The sequence below is a fragment of the Paenibacillus sp. NPDC058071 genome (assembly GCF_042885235.1).
Lineage (GTDB): Bacteria > Bacillota > Bacilli > Paenibacillales > Paenibacillaceae > Pristimantibacillus.
Genome location: NZ_JBHVSK010000006.1, coordinates 307,355 through 322,809 on the forward strand (window position 1 = coordinate 307,355; position 15,455 = coordinate 322,809).

Here is a 15,455-nt window from a genome sequence, read left to right on the forward strand (position 1 = left end):
TAGATAATGATAGGGTTAACGATAAATAAGAAAAGAAGCAATTCAATACACATATTGTGGTATTCTTGGAGAAGAAGCATTAGCTGTATCAGATGGTGCGAACCTTAAGCTCCCATGAAAATCCCGGGACATTCGCACCCGTTGATTTGTAAGGGAATCGAACACTTTGCTGTTAAAGTTTCTGTTCATCTCAGCATTAAAATAACCGATTCGCACTTTTAGCCCTCAGAAGCCTTGCGGAGCAAGGCTTCTGAGGTGGTGCTGTCGCTCTCCGTGCGGAGAGCGTTGATTGAAATTGGGTAAGACGAGGTTTTCGTAACCACTACTCGTGTCGCTCTCCGTGCGGAGAGCGTTGATTGAAATCAAGAACTCGTTTTTCTCAAACAGTCCATCAAGGTCGCTCTCCGTGCGGAGAGCGTTGATTGAAATGATTTGCGACATCGTCGCATGTTGGAAAACTACCGTCGCTCTCCGTGCGGAGAGCGTTGATTGAAATTCTGGGTATGTGTCCGGCGTGTGCCAGTCTCCTGGTCGCTCTCCGTGCGGAGAGCGTTGATTGAAATAATCCACGCCCGTACTCACGATACAGGCGACACGTCGCTCTCCGTGCGGAGAGCGTTGATTGAAATAGGAAGTTTATTGCTGTAAGACTAAAGATAATGGCGTCGCTCTCCATGCGGAGGGCGTGGATTGAAATTTCGAAAGCTTGATGTTGCCGTTGTTGTCGATTGTCGCTCTCCGTGCGGAGAGCGTGGATTGAAATCCTTTGAGCGTGTTGCTCTCTAGGTAGCGGATATCGTCGCTCTCCGTGCGGAGAGCGTGGATTGAAATTCTAGGCTGAAATAGCTCATGTTGTGTTTGATCGGTCGCTCTCCGTGCGGAGAGCGTAGATTGAAATTCTGGTGAGTGCGATAGTCTCATTAAGAGGTTTTCGTCGCTCTCAATACGAAGAGCGTGAATTTAAATCTCGCAACGATCCAGAGCGGCGTCACCCGACTTAAATTGCTCTCTTAAAGAGAGAGTGAAGCTTGATTTTCATAGACTGTCTATATTGCAGTAACGAATTCAAAGCTTATTTAGGTTGAATTAAAGCATCATTTTCGTAAAACAAGCTTGCCAGAGATTAATGGTTGGCTTGTTTTTTTGCTATATACTGCCGTAGCTAAAGGACGTACGGCCCAAGAGAACATCCTCTTAGAAAGGGGTTACTTGTGTTTAGAAAAGACAATAGAAGTGGTCAACTACGTTAGGGTTAGAAGTGGAGGTGGATACTGACTAAATACTTAAACTATTCTTGAATTCGTAACAATGATTATGGGTTATTTGGGAGGTTTAAGGAGATTAAAGTCGAACTTTAGAACTAAGCACTTAGAATTAAATAAGAAGGTGAATAAATTGGCAGGAACATATTATGCCCCTGAGGCTCCGAGTTTAGTAGATTTAAAGACAAGGATGGACAATGTAAACAAGCGGGTCGAGAAGAAGGATTATCTCATTCATGTGGTTACCCATATGGTTGGCGGAAGCAGCTATTCGGGTAAGGTGGAGGAGGAAGCCCCTATTAAAGGTGCCTCTGTAAGGGGGCATTTGCGGTTTTGGTGGCGTGCAACAAGAGGAACGAAATATACGACCGCAAAGGAGTTGTTTGCCCAAGAAAAGCTAATTTTCGGCAGCAGTAGCGAGCCTGCTCCCGTGAAGATTTGGGTCGACTCTAAGAAGAAGGCATCCTCCCCTACTGCACAAATGATAGTGAATTCGAAGGGGAGACTTGTATCGGCTTTGTGTAATGAACTTAATAGCTTGAGTTATGTCGCCTTTCCATTTCAGGATAAGAAAGAGAATAACACCTATTTCCCAATGCAGACGGGATTCACGTTCACGCTGAATATTCAATATGAACAGCAGACAAAGGAAGGCGCATTATCTGTTGAACAATTGAAGGAAGAAATGTGTGCGGCGTTATGGGCATGGGTTAATTTCGGAGGAATCGGAGCACGGACACGCAGGGGATTCGGAAGCTTGTACTGCGAGATCTTTTCACCGAATAGTAAAGAGGCTTCAGATAATAAAGCGTTCATAGACTGGTTCTACGGCAAGTTGCGGAATAATGGAATACTCAGCAACGTGACCCGCGAATGGACGACTCTTGGGGGAATTATGGTTCAGCGAGGATATACGAATCATTTGGAGGCATGGAAAGCGGGGGTAGCAACTTATCAATACTTTCGTAGGCGGGCCACTTTACGTGGCGGCAAACCTCAGGGCCGCAGCTACTGGCCGGAAGCGGATGCCATACGCGGAATGACAAAAATGTCGATTAAAAATCACTCTGAACCTTTTCCTCCTAAACAGGCGCAACTCGCTTTCCCGCGCTCGCAATTCGGAATGCCGATTATTTTTCATTTCAAAGATAACAAGAGCAATAATCATCATGGGCGCGATCCCTACGATAGCCAGCTTACTCCGAATAACCGGGACCGGCTGGCATCGCCGTTGGTCGTGAAAACGATAGCAGTTAGTAAAGAGCAAGGCTACAGCGCATTTATTAGGCTTAATCAGCCCCAAATAAGAGAGGTAAAGCTGGAGATTATTGAGAAGAGCGGGAATGAGGCAAGTATTCGCATTATTCGCGACAGGCTAAGAGGGCGTAAAATTTATCATGAAGCGATCTACAACAATCAGAAATATGACAACAACCCGCTTGCTCATCCAGATACCAATAAAGTGAATAGCAATGCAATTGAGGCATTTCTTGTATCTAAGGGGGTTAAAGAATGGCAAGATGCGATCGGGACACCGCCTTCACACAAACAAACGAACAAACATCCTCGTCAATAGGCAGCAAGCAGCAATCGGTATTGCTTCTCACACTGGGTCCGGTACAAGAATTTATAGCTCAGGCACGTCGGACGAGGGATTTATGGTTTGGCTCCCATCTCCTTTCGAAGCTTAGTTATGAGGCCGCAAAAAAATTGCACGAGCACGGAGCGAATCTGATTTTTCCCCATTTTCGCGAAGAACAAAAGAAGGTAGCGAACAAAATCGTTGCTCTGGTTGACAGAGGAGCAGAGCGGGATCTTGCGATTATGGCCCGTACCGCAGCGCGGAATTGCTGGTACGAATATGCAAAACTCGCTAAAAAAGAGCTGGTTTCTTGCATTAACGAAGGGGCATGGGAGAGACAAATCAAAGATTTTTTAGAATTTTACGCGGTATGGGTCGATGTGGAGGGGGAGCAAGGATATAGCGAGGCATTAAAACAAGCAGAGCTATTAATGGCAGCTAGAAAAACAATGCGCGATTTCAAAGCTAATGAACCCGGTAAATTGTACGGCGAGTCAAAATCGGATCTTGATGCGGGAAGGGAATCGGTATTATGGCAGGACAAGCATCCTGTATATGGGCGATTTGGCATCAAGCGAAACGAAGAATTGGACGCCATTTCCTTGGTGAAGCGGCTGGCACATTATGTAGAGCGGGACTCAGAGCGATTTCTTTCTGTATGCGACATCGCTTTTCTGCCGCTGCAACGAAAAATAGCTGCAGAGGAACAACGACGAAGCGCAGCATTAGAATATCAGCAGAGAGTAGCGAAGCTTATCAAGCTTGAGTCAGGAAAAGATATTGAGCTCTCAACACAAAAGTATCATTCGTGGATGTTCTATTCCAATCGGCTGGAAGACAACTTATTAGAGATTGTCGGTGACTTGGACGAAGGGCCATTCAAGCGTCTAATGACTCGCATAGAGGCAGAACTAGCCTACTTCTATGCGAAAACGGGTCTTCAGCCAACTCCGTACTATGCATTTGTGTTATGCGATGGGGATCATATGCACAAGCGGTTGCAGGAAATTACGACTCCTGAAAATCATCAGAAATTATCGGAGAAATTATCCGAGTTTGCCGATCAAGCTGAAGATGTTGTCAGACAGCAGAATGGGATTTTAATTTATAGCGGCGGCGACGATGTGATGGCTTTGCTGCCGCTCGACACTTGTCTTGCGGCAATCGATCAACTACAGAAGACATTTAAAGCTCTTTTGAATGATGGGAAAGAAGGTGCTGAGGTAACGCTTTCTGTCGGTATGGCAGTTGCTCATATGTTCGAGCCATTGGAACAAGTTCGAAGTCAAGCAGCCTCTGTGGAAAAGTTGGCAAAGGAGAAGCGGGACAGCTTGGCCATCTGGTTTCAAAAGCGGAGTGGAGGCAGCCAAATGAAAATCAGCGTCCCTTTCCAGCTTGCTCCTCATAAACAAATTCTATTGTTTCAAGAAAAGTTTCGATCGAAATCATTATCTCATAAATATGCTTACGAATTGCGCGAGCTCTATTTACAGTACAACCATATGTTCAGACATGGACGTTGGATTGAAGGAGCGGAGCTGCTTGAATTATTAGTGAAGGAAATTATTCGGCTTGCTGTCAAGAAAAGACCAGAAACGATGGACAAACAGCAGGCTGAAGAAAATATTTTGCCAGTAACTAATATGTTGAATCATATTGCCCAGCAAAATGAGCCACTGGAGAGTTTGAAGATAATCGCGGAACTGGCTATTATTGCGGCTGAACTATTTCGGGAAGGAGGCGGTCTCATTGGCGAAAATGATTGAGATTATTCCGTTGGAGCCCTTGATGATGCGGGATGGCCGGACCTTTCGCATGACGCCTGGTATTAGAGCGCACTCCTTGGATTATGTGCCGCCTAGCGTTGTAGCGGGTACGCTGCGGACAATGGCTGTGAAGTCGGAGTCAATGCCTGATTTGACGAAACTGCCAATTCGCGGCCCGTTGTACCTTTTTCACCAGAAATTATTTGTTCCAATGCCTCACGATGTCGCTATTTATGAAAATCAGGATGGAGAGCTTCAGGCTTGTTATCGACGACCGCAGGCTTTGCCTCCGGGTACAGGTTTTCTTGGTACAGGAAATGAATTCCGACACGAGGATATGTGGCCGGCAATTGCTCCCAAACTGCGAGGCAAGCCTGCGCAGAAAATGCCTGCATTTATCAGCATAGAATGGATGACTCGTTATTTGGCAGGCGAATTGAAAGAGGGAGATTGGGCTGAGCCTCTTGCGTACTGGTGCCACTACGAATCGCGGCTTCGTGAGGCGGAATTAGATAAATTACATTTTTTACCTGCGCTTGTCAAGGAAGAACGGACCCATACTGCTATCAAGCCCGGTACGAATAGGGCAGAGGAAACGAAGCTGTATTCGACAGAAGGGCTCGTTTTTCCGAAAGGGATGAGTATGATTGTCCAGATCGACGATCTGGAGGCTGATTTGGGATGGGGCAGCGAAGGTTATACGATACATTCAATTGGAGGCAAAAGACGTCTGGCGCAGTTTCATTCAGTTGATCAGCCTACTTTTGATAGCTGTCCGGAAGAGATCAGAGAGGCGTTAGCGGGCAAGAAAAAGTACGTTCGAATGGTACTGGCAACCCCTGCGTATTTCGATAACGGCTGGCTCCCGCGTTGGCTAGGGACGGATCTGATAACGAATGAGCGTGCGAGGACTTTTTTAGGTGATATAAGACTGCAATTAAGATGGGCTTGTGTTCCGCGTTGGCAGCCTGTATCAGGCTGGAGTTATAGCCAAGGGTCGGAAAAATCAGTCCGGCGGATGGTTCCGGCGGGAAGCGTTTATTTTTTTGAAATCATCGACGGAGGAACTGCAGAAGAGCTGGCGGACAAGCTGTGGCTGGCATCTGTTTCGGATGACAACCGTCGTAAAGCTGCATTCGACAAGGATGATGGGTTTGGATTGGCGATGTGGGGGACATGGGAGCCATCGAGCAGCGAAGTTTAATTTAGAGAGGAGCCATTGGAATGAGAAACGCAAGTCAACTCTTTTTTGTCCACTGCTTATCTCCCGTTCACGTTGGGGCGGGACAAGGCATTGGCGTTATTGATATGCCGATCATTAGGGAACGAATAACGGAATGGCCATACATCCCGGGAAGCACGTCGAAAGGGGTGCATCGGGAGTATTTTCGGAGGAACGGCGAAGAAGAATGGCTGAAGGCTGCTTTTGGTACGCGGAATGAAGCTGGACAGGGCAATGAAGAGGAAGGAAATGCTGGAGCACTTGTATTCTCAGATGCAAAAATGCTCGCCTTCCCTGTTGCCAGCTTTTTCGGAGTCTTTGCCTACGTAACGTGCCCTCTTGCGCTCAAGCGACTGCAACAAGATTGCACGGCTGTAGGTCTACCGACACCGGATATAGCGGGGCTTGACCTCCTGGCTGAAGGAGAAGCTTGGATTGCCGATATAAGCAAAGCAGTAGTGGTAGATTCATATGATGCGGGTTCTCAGACAGTAACTCTCGATGAGTTTGAGTTTCATGCAGTACCGCATGAGCAGGTGACTAGGTTTGCCGAGTGGGTAGGCGCCAGCCTAGGCTCACAGCAGGATATGGCGGAAAGATTGAAGCAGCGGCTCGTTATAATATCCGATGACGCCTTTCAGTATTTTACGACGATGTGCTGCGAGATTGTACCGCGTATTCGAATCGATGATAACTTAAAAACAACAGTTAATGGCGCGCTTTGGCAAGAGGAGTATATTCCGGCCGAAGCGATCCTATATGGTACTTTGTGGAGTGATTATATTTATAGAAATAATTCTAAGCTAACGCCGCAGAGCTTGCTGGATCAGTTGCAAAGGGAACGCACTCTTCAAGTCGGGGGTAACGCAAGCGTCGGGAAAGGCTTGGTCACCTATTATACAGGAGGGAGGGCATAAAAAGTGAAATCGATCGATCAAACATTTGCCTCTGCAGCCTACCTCCACGTTCAACAGATAAAAGAGAAGGAACAGAAATATCCGGGACTTCAGCGAGCCTATGGGTCCTTGTGTCATCGGTTTCCTTCAATGGTTTTGCTGAATGGGTTGCGCTTGACGGTTGTATTTTTTGAAGCAAAGGGATCTGCTGGTAAAGATACTGCAATAGCGCAGGCTTATAACCAATTTATCGAGGATTTAAAAGAGGTATTGGTATTGAAGTCTCTAAATTTTGATTCTGCTGTTCAATACCGTCAACAGACGAGAAAAGCGTTGAAAGCGGCAGTATGGTATAAGCGATACGCGGAAGCGATACTTGGAGTGACAGAGGCGCAGGAGCTTGAAGCTGCAGAATAGGAGGTAGACATGAATTTGCGGTTGGCGCTGACGAAAAGCCAGAAGGGCCGAATAGAGGAAGTCGTGAAGAACGGTGACAGGAGAGCGCAGTTTTACGAGGAGACTTTAAAAGAATATGTGCAGAATTGGAAAGTAGGCAGCTTGGCCCATGGCATTTATTCCACTTTCTTCGACCGGTATTATAGCGGGCTTCAGCATACTGCACAAACTGAAATATTTTATGTGAAAACAGCTTCTCCATTGGTAATTGGCAATGGGGGACAATCTGTGCTGGAAGCTCATTTGACGCTGCATCACACCTATGGGGTTCCTTATTTGCCGGGGACAGCTATAAAAGGAGTTGCTGCGCACTATTGCCATCGTTATTTGAGTGAGGATGAAAATTTCAAGAAAAAAGGGTTGTACCATAAGGTGCTATTCGGCAGTCAAGAAGCGGCGGCGAAAATCATTTATTACGATGCATTGCCGTTAAAAGAAAAGCTATCTGAAACGTTGCGATTGGATGTCCTAACGCCGCATCACCAGAAATACTATCAGGCTGGACATGCTGGGGCCCGTAGGGAGATCGATCCTCCGCGAGATGACGATTCCCCAATTCCCGTACACTTCCTGTCGGTGAAAGGCCAATTTCAAATGGCTTTGGGATGGGGAGGCGAGCAAGACGATCCAGAGGCGCAAAACTGGTTGAGAGTCGCACAGCAAATCGTTTTATACGCGCTTGAGCAAGAGGGGATAGGCGGTAAAACGAATACTGGTTACGGAAGAATCGTGAGAGTCTCTGGCGAGGAGGGGACAGGCTAATGGCAACAGCAGAGCATGATGAGCGTGTGAGGCAAACTAATAATGAGATTATTCGAAAAATCGCGGACAACTACATTCAACTGGAAAAAGCGATGGTTGCCCAACTGCGTCTTAGCAGTCAGCATCATCTGACCACCGGCAGCTTTCGCGAGGAAATATGGAAGAACATGTTCGAACAAATTGTGCCGCGCAAATTTTCCGTTGAACAGTCTGTCTTTATCATCGATTCTAACGGCAACATCTCGAATGAAGTGGACTTAGCGATTTTTGATGAGCAATATACGCCTTACATTTTTCGTTTTGGGAAGTTGAAATACATTCCGATTGAGGCTGTAGCAGTGGTTGTGCAGTGCAAGAGTAAGAGTTTGGACAATGGTGACTTGAAAAAGTGGGTGGAGAGTATTCAAGCATTAAAAACCTCCAACAAGTCGATTACGCGAACACAGGGAATGGTTGTTAGTGAGGGATTTAATGTTAAGAAAGAAAGTTTGACACAGACGTCAACGCGGCCATTACGAATTTTGTGTCATTTAAATGAAAGTTATGCAGGAACTGAGGAATCATGGTTTGACTTCGTAATTGCCCCTAAAGATGAACGATTGAAGTTATGGTCTCTTCCTGATAATTCAGATACTAAATATTGGTACAAAACGTTGAATCATGCAGAAGAGCAGTATAATGAATATATTAGAGATTACGAAGGAAAGGTTGTGGGGCTTGACAAGTATGTTGTAAGCCAAGGTGACAGAGATCCTGCTCAAAAGAGCGAGGGAGCAAAGGATAAAGAAGTTACATTGCTGACACTAACATTTCAACTCAATCAATTGCTTATGTTGCTTAATAATCCCATGTTTTTTCCGCATTTGGCGTATGTGGAAATGTTTAATAAGAGGCTTGGTGCGAACCCCAAGCTCCCATGAAAATCCCGGGACATTCGCACCAGTTGATTTATAAGGGATGGACGTATTAGGTGAGCGAATGGTCTATTGCTTTTCGAGTAAATAAAATCGATTCGCACTTTTAGCGCTCAGAAGCCTTGCTGGACAAGGCTTCTGAGCGATGCTGTCGCTCTCCATACGAGGGCGTGGATTGAAATTCCGTTTTCAACGGTTAAGCGGACATAGGGGTAGTCGCTCTCCATGCGAGAGCGTGGATTGAAATCTAGCCCAAGCGGCGATGAGCTGAATTGTTTAAAGTCGCTCTCCATGCGAGAGCGTGGATTGAAATGCCATGCTTGGCCCTGCTTGGACTGGCGTTATTACGTCGCTCTCCATGCGAGAGCGTGGATTGAAATGCCGCGGTTTGAACTGAGTTTTATCTGCGCATAGTCGCTCTCCATGCGAGAGCGTGGATTGAAATCAAACTGTTGGCAGAGCATTTCTTCGAGGAGTTCGTCGCTCTCCATGCGAGAGCGTGGATTGAAATTCTGCACAATCTTTTAACGTGGTCTTGACTCACGGTCGCTCTCCATGCGAGAGCGTGGATTGAAATGTACGTGTTAGAGTCGTTTGGGTCCGCTTCTTCCTGTCGCTCTCCATGCGAGAGCGTGGATTGAAATTGTATGTCCAGCCGCATACGTGCCGTAGCGATGCGTCGCTCTCCATGCGAGAGCGTGGATTGAAATATGGATGGTATCAAGGGTATGACTTTGGTTGCCAAGTCGCTCTCCATGCGAGAGCGTGGATTGAAATGCAGCTTCGTCGACAGCTCCGCCAGTCGACGTTGGTCGCTCTCCATACGAGAGCGTGGATTGAAATCAAACCGATGTACCTTGCAGCATTTCCATTTCTTGTCGCTCTCCATGCGAGAGCGTGGATTGAAATTCCAAGCCCTGTGCTGCCGGGGTCAATGTGGTTTTGGTCGCTCTCTATGCGAGAGCGTTGATTGAAATGGTATACTGAACTGGAACTTATAGCTGATACTATGTCGCTCTCCATACGAGAGCGTGAAGCAATTCCTCTCTCTAAGTCACATTATCTTTATAAAATACCCCTCACTTAAAAAAAGATTGACACCAAATACAATTGCCCCGTATAATTCCAACTAATCGGGTTCGATTTATATGTATTACTTTGTTGACCAGACCACTGGAGACACTTATTCGTTTATGCGAATAGTGTCTCTTTTTCGTTTACTGGTAATTACCAGATTACCACTTGATCGAGAGAGAGACCTAAAGGGGGAATAGTCTTGGAACTGTTGCAAGAGGTGGTACCGTTGTATCACCAGCTCAAAACGTATATCAAACAACAAATCGAGAGCGGCCAATGGCAGCCAGGTATCGCGATTCCAAGCGAGCGGGAACTGGAGAAACTGTTGGGATTGAGCCGTACGCCCATCCGTCAGGCCCTTGGAGAACTTGTTGCGGAGGGATGGCTTGAACGCAAACATGGAAAAGGCACTTTTGTTGCGCAGCGTACTTCCGCCGCCGTTACGACGAAGCTGGTCGGACTTGTCGAGCAGCTTCGCAGCCAAGGACTGTACCCGACCATTGAAATCGCGGAATTCGGACACAGCGAAGCGCCGGCCGCTGTATCACAGGCACTCGGCATTCCGGCATCTACGCAGATGATCCGTACGGTTAGACGAATTGCGGTATCCAGCGGTCATGTGATCGTCGATGAAAACTATTTCAACATCAATTTATCCGGAGTCATAACGGAAGAGCGGCTTGGACGCTCAACGGTCTTCGATCTGCTGGAACAGAGCGGAGTGAATGTCAAGAAAGGCTCGCAAAGCTACTCAGCAGTCAATGCCGACGCTCGCATCGCCAGACTGCTCGAAGTTTCCGAAGGCACCGCATTGCTAGTCATACAGACGCTGTTGTTCAACAACCGCGATCAGCCTTTGCAATATTCCTTGTCTTATTGCAATCCAGAACGCTACACCCATGAGATATTGCTCAGCCGTTAACAAATTCAAAGGAGATGGAATGTCATGAAATTATGGAAAATAGTATCTTTATCTCTCGCCGCCGCAATATTAGCCACCGTTACCGCCTGCTCGGGCAACAGTAATAACGGCGTAAAGTCAGTCAATCAGGCAGGCAACGTTTCAAAAGATAATCAACAACAACCAGCTTCATCGGAAGAAAATATTGAACTAACATTTGCTAACTGGATTTCAACGGAGGATGCAACGAAGGACGCCTACAACCAGTTAGTAGAAGGTTTTGAAAACGCCCATCCGAACATCAAGATCAAGTCACTCGGCATCCCGTTCAACGAATACAAAGATCAGGTACTCATTGCCTCTACCGGAGGCAATACGCCGGATGTGCTGATGGCGAACCAGAGCTTCACGCCGGCATTCGGCAGTGCAAACATCGTACAGCCGTTAGAAACGCTGCTTGGCAATGACATCATCGACGATATTTTACCTTCGAGCAAAGCAGGAGTCACCTTTAACGGCAAAGTGATCGCCATGCCGTGGGCGCCGCATCCCAATGCGCTGTTCTGGAACAAGACGCTGTTCGCCAAAGCGGGTCTCGACCCAAATGCGCCGCCAAAGACGTGGGACGAGCTTCTGAAATATGCGGAGGCGGTCGCAGCGCTTAAGCAAGACGATAAAGGCAACCCGATCTATGGTATCGGCGAAGCAAATAAAACCGGAGCTTACACCGGCCAAATGCTGCTCCGTATAACGCTCTCTCATGGCGGTAAGTTCGTTGATGATCAGGGCAAGCTGATCGTCGACCAAGGCTCGGCGCTCGCAGAATCGCTGCAATACCTTCGCGACATTGCCAATAAGAATGTTGCCCCGGTCGGCGCCGAGATCAAAGATTTGCGCGCCATGTTCGGGACGGGTTCGCTGGGCATGCTCGTCGACGGCGACTTCGGCCGAAACACGTTCCGAACCACTAGTGGCATTGGGGAGGCTTTCGATAAAGAGTGGGGCGTAACAACCGTGCCTGTCGGCGAGACCGGACGCTCCGAGACCGTCTTCACCGAGCATCAATTGCTTATCTCATCGTCGACCAAACATGCGGAAGCAGCCGCTGAGTTTGTGAAGTATCTGGTATCAAAGGATGCCATGATTCTGTACCACAAACTCAACGGAGTCATGTCCTCCCGCGCTTCAGTTGCATCGCTGCCTGAGCTGAACGAGGACGATTATGCCAAGGTATTCAATGAGCAGATGAAAACGGCCAGCCCATTCCCGACAGGCAACCCTGCGTTCGAACAGGCTATGAAAGAAACGTCCAACTTGACCGTGCTGGCGACTACAACATCCGAGGATATTCCGGCTATTATCGCCAAGATACTGCCGAAGCTTCAAGAACTGTATGCTGCGAAGTAAGCAATGGCAAACCTTTATTTCAAACACTTATAAGCTAAGGGGGGAGGCAAGCTATGTCAATCAAATGGTCTCGCACCCTTAAAAATCAGGCGTTCGGCATGCTGCTTGTCGCGCCCGCGACCCTGCTGTTGTCTGTGACGATTCTTATCCCGTTGGCTCGTTCCATTTCGACGAGCTTTCGGGGAGCTTCGTTGCTGTCGGCAGAACAGCCCTTTATCGGTCTGGCCAATTATAAGGCGCTGTTATCGGGACAAGAATTTTATCATGCGCTCTCCATTACGCTTCGGTATGTTGCATGCACGGTCGGCATTGAGGTTGTTCTTGGACTCGCGAGCGCTTTGCTGCTAAACAGCCGTATCCGATTTCGGGCGTTCTTCCGCAGCATTTTGCTCATCCCTTGGGCGATCCCAACACTTGTCGCAGCGCTTGTCTTCCTACTGATTTATCAGGCTGATTATGGAGTTCTGAATGGCCTGCTTATCCAGAGCGGATTAACGGACAAGAAGCTGAACGTTCTGAATGATTTAAACTTGGCGCTGTATGGCATCATGGGCGTTGCGATTTGGCGCCAGACGCCGCTGGCCGCCGTCATGACGCTTGCCGGACTGCAGGGCGTCCCGCGCGACTGGTATGAAGCTGCAACAATAGACGGTGCAAGCAAATTAAAAACATTTTTGTATATTACTCTTCCCGCTTTGAAACCTGTACTCGCTAATGTGACGCTGTTGATGGTCGTTGCCAACTTTCAAATGTTCACGTTATTTTATGCTCTTACCGGAGGCGGACCGGCGGACGCGACTCAATCATTGGCTATTTACACGTACGAAACGGCGTTCCAGTCCTACGATCTAGGTAAGGGCTCGGCAATCGGCGTTATATGGATGCTGTTGCTGCTGCTCATCGCTATTCCACTTAACCGTGTGGCGAATCGGGGCATGTCATGAAGGGCGCATATCGGCTTCCCGCTGTTCGACGTCATCCGCTGCACCGGAGCAATATCGGTGTTTATGCCCTGCTTGCGGTTATTCTCTCGTTGTTTCTATTTCCGGTTTACTGGCTGGTATCAGTCTCACTGCAGACAAACGGCGATCTGTTTCAGTTTCCGCCCCAATGGGTTCCGTTCAAGCTGACGCTGCAAAGCTATAAGGATGTCCTGCTCTCGGCGAACTTTCTTACTTTTTACAAAAACACCGCGATTGTCGCGGCCGGATCAACAGCGCTTTCAATCGCCGTTTCGATTCTCGCCGGATACGGCCTCTCGCGCTTCCGGTTCCGGGGCAGCCGTCTACTGCTCGTCTTCTTTCTATCGTCGCAAATGTTCCCCGCCGTGACGTTATTGATCGGGCTGTACACGCTTTACAGCAAGCTTCATTTGCTCAACACCCTGCTTGCGTTGATGCTAGCCGCAACAACGACAGCGCTGCCTTTCTCTATTATGATGATGAAAACTTTTATGGACGGGATCGCCGGCGAGTTGGAAGAGGCCGCGGAGGTTGACGGCGCGACACGCCTAAAGGCGCTTATCTATATCGTTTTGCCGTTGACCAAACCAGGGATCATGGCAGTAACCATCTATTGTTTTCTCGTCGCGTGGGACGATTTTCTGTTTGGCATGACGCTTGTTCGTGATCTCCATATGCGGACTCTCAGTCCGGGGCTGTCCCTTACCTTCCTTGGCGAATTAAGCACCAACTGGTCTGGGGCGGCCGCAGCAGCTGTCACGGCTACAGCTCCGCTGCTCGTATTGTTTCTGTTTTTGCAGCGGTATATGGTGGAAGGCTTAACCGCAGGAGGAGTTAAAGAATAAGCAGAATGCTTGAAAGGAGAAGAAGTATGACAACCGTCAGCAAACCGAATGTCCTCATTTTTTTCACCGATCAACAGCGCTGGGACACCACGGGTATCCATGGCAATCCACTGGGGCTGACGCCTAATTTCGACCGAATGGCTGCATACGGTACGCATTTGGAGCATTCCTTCACTTGCCAGCCCGTATGCGGTCCAGCACGCTCCAGCCTGCAAACCGGTGTTTACGGCACTACATCCGGCTGCTACAAGAACGGTATTCCATTGCCGGAGCATTTAGGGACGCTCGGACAATATTTCGGGCAGGCTGGTTATCAGACTGGCTATATTGGGAAATGGCATCTGGCGGACGAGGAGCCGGTGCCTGCGGCCCAACGTGGTGGCTATGATTATTGGCTTGCCTCGAACGTGCTCGAGTTTTCGTCGGACAGCTACCGAACGGTTATGTACGATAATGAAAGCAATCCGGTGCGGCTGCCGGGATACCGGGTTGATGCGCTTACCGATGCTGCGATCCGGTACATCGACAACCATCGGGAAAATCCATTCTTTCTGTTTGTATCCTATTTGGAGCCTCATCATCAGAATCATATTGACGACTATCCGGCTCCAGTTGGCTACCGTGAGCAATATGGCGGCCGCTGGATTCCGCCCGACCTCGCGGCACTAGGAGGCACCGTCCATCAGCATATCGGCGGTTACTATGGCATGGTTAAACGGCTAGACGAAGCGCTCGGCCGGGTGCTCGATGCTCTTAAAAGCTTGGAGCTGGACGAGCAAACCATTGTACTGTTTACCTCCGATCACGGCAATCATTTCAAGACGCGAAACGAGGAATACAAACGTTCTTGCCATGACAGCTCGATTCGCGTGCCTACAGCTTTTAGCGGCCCTGGATTTAGCGATGGCCGCAAGCTGCGGCAGCTTGTCAGTCTGATCGACCTGCCGCCTACACTGCTGGATGCCGCAGGAATTAAGGTTCCTGCCCAGATGCAAGGGAACTCGATAATGCCGCTCTTGAACGGCGCGGGCTCTTCTCAGCCTTGGCAGGAGGAGGTGCTCGTGCAAATCAGCGAAAGCAGCATCGCTCGAGCGATCCGCACGCGAAAATGGAAATATTGTGTCGTCGCCGAGGGCAAGGACGGCAGCGAGCAGGCCGGCTCAGAGGAGTATATCGAGGCTTATTTGTACGATCTTGATGCTGATCCGTATGAACTAACGAACCTGATTGGTCTGGACTCGCATCGCGAGGCTGCGGATATCCTGCAAGGCCGTCTGCTGCACCGCATGGCGGCTGCAGGGGAGGGCGTGCCGATCATCCGGCCGGCGCCTGCCGTGCCGGGAGGCCAGCGTCATGTTTCGTTGCAGGAAGCGCGGAGCTGACAACGGAAAAGGGTCGCTGTC

12 protein-coding genes and 2 CRISPR repeat arrays are annotated in these 15,455 nt (G+C 48.6%); all 12 genes read left to right on the top strand.

The features are described from left to right. Nucleotides 1-263: 263 nt before the first annotated feature. A CRISPR array of direct repeats spans nucleotides 264-898; the repeat unit is 33 nt; unit sequence GTCGCTCTCCGTGCGGAGAGCGTTGATTGAAAT. Nucleotides 899-1,395: 497 nt separating this feature from the next. Further along, nucleotides 1,396-2,838 carry a type III-B CRISPR module RAMP protein Cmr1 gene (gene cmr1, locus ACFVTB_RS13010; protein WP_387749255.1) on the top strand — a complete coding sequence of 481 codons (1,443 nt, stop codon included), beginning with the start codon at nucleotides 1,396-1,398 and terminating at the stop codon, nucleotides 2,836-2,838. Beyond that, on the top strand, nucleotides 2,775-4,610 hold the full coding sequence (gene cas10, locus ACFVTB_RS13015; protein ID WP_387749258.1) for a type III-B CRISPR-associated protein Cas10/Cmr2: 1,836 nt from the start codon (nucleotides 2,775-2,777) through the stop codon (nucleotides 4,608-4,610). The genes cmr1 and cas10 overlap by 64 nt, the downstream gene beginning before the upstream one ends. Further along, nucleotides 4,603-5,814 carry a type III-B CRISPR module-associated protein Cmr3 gene (gene cmr3, locus ACFVTB_RS13020; protein WP_387749408.1) on the top strand — a complete coding sequence of 404 codons (1,212 nt, stop codon included), beginning with the start codon at nucleotides 4,603-4,605 and terminating at the stop codon, nucleotides 5,812-5,814. The genes cas10 and cmr3 overlap by 8 nt, the downstream gene beginning before the upstream one ends. Before the next feature lie 20 nt (nucleotides 5,815-5,834). Continuing rightward, nucleotides 5,835-6,749 carry a type III-B CRISPR module RAMP protein Cmr4 gene (cmr4, locus tag ACFVTB_RS13025; RefSeq protein ID WP_387749260.1) on the top strand — a complete coding sequence of 305 codons (915 nt, stop codon included), beginning with the start codon at nucleotides 5,835-5,837 and terminating at the stop codon, nucleotides 6,747-6,749. Between the two features lie 3 nt (nucleotides 6,750-6,752). After that, nucleotides 6,753-7,145 (top strand): type III-B CRISPR module-associated protein Cmr5, encoded by a 393-nt coding sequence (gene cmr5 / locus ACFVTB_RS13030; RefSeq protein WP_387749262.1) that lies wholly within the window; start codon nucleotides 6,753-6,755, stop codon nucleotides 7,143-7,145. Nucleotides 7,146-7,154: 9 nt separating this feature from the next. Next, nucleotides 7,155-7,946, top strand: coding sequence for a type III-B CRISPR module RAMP protein Cmr6 (cmr6, locus tag ACFVTB_RS13035; protein WP_387749265.1), 792 nt, complete (start codon nucleotides 7,155-7,157; stop codon nucleotides 7,944-7,946). Further along, nucleotides 7,946-8,866: a DUF6602 domain-containing protein gene (locus tag ACFVTB_RS13040; RefSeq protein ID WP_387749268.1), complete on the top strand. Its 921-nt coding sequence runs from the start codon at nucleotides 7,946-7,948 to the stop codon at nucleotides 8,864-8,866. The genes cmr6 and ACFVTB_RS13040 overlap by 1 nt, the downstream gene beginning before the upstream one ends. 144 nt (nucleotides 8,867-9,010) lie before the next feature. Then, nucleotides 9,011-9,837: direct repeats of the CRISPR family, unit length 32 nt; unit sequence GTCGCTCTCCATGCGAGAGCGTGGATTGAAAT. A 299-nt stretch (nucleotides 9,838-10,136) separates the two neighbouring features. Next, nucleotides 10,137-10,859: a GntR family transcriptional regulator gene (locus tag ACFVTB_RS13045; protein WP_387749271.1), complete on the top strand. Its 723-nt coding sequence runs from the start codon at nucleotides 10,137-10,139 to the stop codon at nucleotides 10,857-10,859. 24 nt (nucleotides 10,860-10,883) lie between these two features. Next, a complete protein-coding gene (locus tag ACFVTB_RS13050) occupies nucleotides 10,884-12,245 on the top strand; it encodes an ABC transporter substrate-binding protein (RefSeq protein WP_387749274.1) in 1,362 nt (453 codons plus the stop codon). 53 nt (nucleotides 12,246-12,298) lie between these two features. Continuing rightward, complete coding sequence (locus ACFVTB_RS13055) at nucleotides 12,299-13,189, top strand: carbohydrate ABC transporter permease (protein WP_387749277.1); 891 nt, start codon at nucleotides 12,299-12,301, stop codon at nucleotides 13,187-13,189. Beyond that, nucleotides 13,186-14,052: a carbohydrate ABC transporter permease gene (locus ACFVTB_RS13060; RefSeq protein ID WP_387749280.1), complete on the top strand. Its 867-nt coding sequence runs from the start codon at nucleotides 13,186-13,188 to the stop codon at nucleotides 14,050-14,052. The genes ACFVTB_RS13055 and ACFVTB_RS13060 overlap by 4 nt, the downstream gene beginning before the upstream one ends. Before the next feature lie 26 nt (nucleotides 14,053-14,078). After that, nucleotides 14,079-15,434: a sulfatase family protein gene (locus ACFVTB_RS13065; RefSeq protein ID WP_387749282.1), complete on the top strand. Its 1,356-nt coding sequence runs from the start codon at nucleotides 14,079-14,081 to the stop codon at nucleotides 15,432-15,434. Nucleotides 15,435-15,455 lie beyond the last annotated feature (21 nt).

What these genes read in the sequence shown, in the direction of transcription:
- cas10 (WP_387749258.1), top strand. Translation starts at nt 2,775, where the DNA reads ATGGCAAGATGCGATCGGGACACCGCCTTCACACAAACAAACGAACAA.
- cmr3 (WP_387749408.1), top strand. Translation starts at nt 4,603, where the DNA reads ATGATTGAGATTATTCCGTTGGAGCCCTTGATGATGCGGGATGGCCGG.
- cmr4 (WP_387749260.1), top strand. Translation starts at nt 5,835, where the DNA reads ATGAGAAACGCAAGTCAACTCTTTTTTGTCCACTGCTTATCTCCCGTT.
- cmr6 (WP_387749265.1), top strand. Translation starts at nt 7,155, where the DNA reads ATGAATTTGCGGTTGGCGCTGACGAAAAGCCAGAAGGGCCGAATAGAG.
- ACFVTB_RS13040 (WP_387749268.1), top strand. Translation starts at nt 7,946, where the DNA reads ATGGCAACAGCAGAGCATGATGAGCGTGTGAGGCAAACTAATAATGAG.
- ACFVTB_RS13050 (WP_387749274.1), top strand. Translation starts at nt 10,884, where the DNA reads ATGAAATTATGGAAAATAGTATCTTTATCTCTCGCCGCCGCAATATTA.
- ACFVTB_RS13055 (WP_387749277.1), top strand. Translation starts at nt 12,299, where the DNA reads ATGTCAATCAAATGGTCTCGCACCCTTAAAAATCAGGCGTTCGGCATG.
- ACFVTB_RS13060 (WP_387749280.1), top strand. Translation starts at nt 13,186, where the DNA reads ATGAAGGGCGCATATCGGCTTCCCGCTGTTCGACGTCATCCGCTGCAC.
- ACFVTB_RS13065 (WP_387749282.1), top strand. Translation starts at nt 14,079, where the DNA reads ATGACAACCGTCAGCAAACCGAATGTCCTCATTTTTTTCACCGATCAA.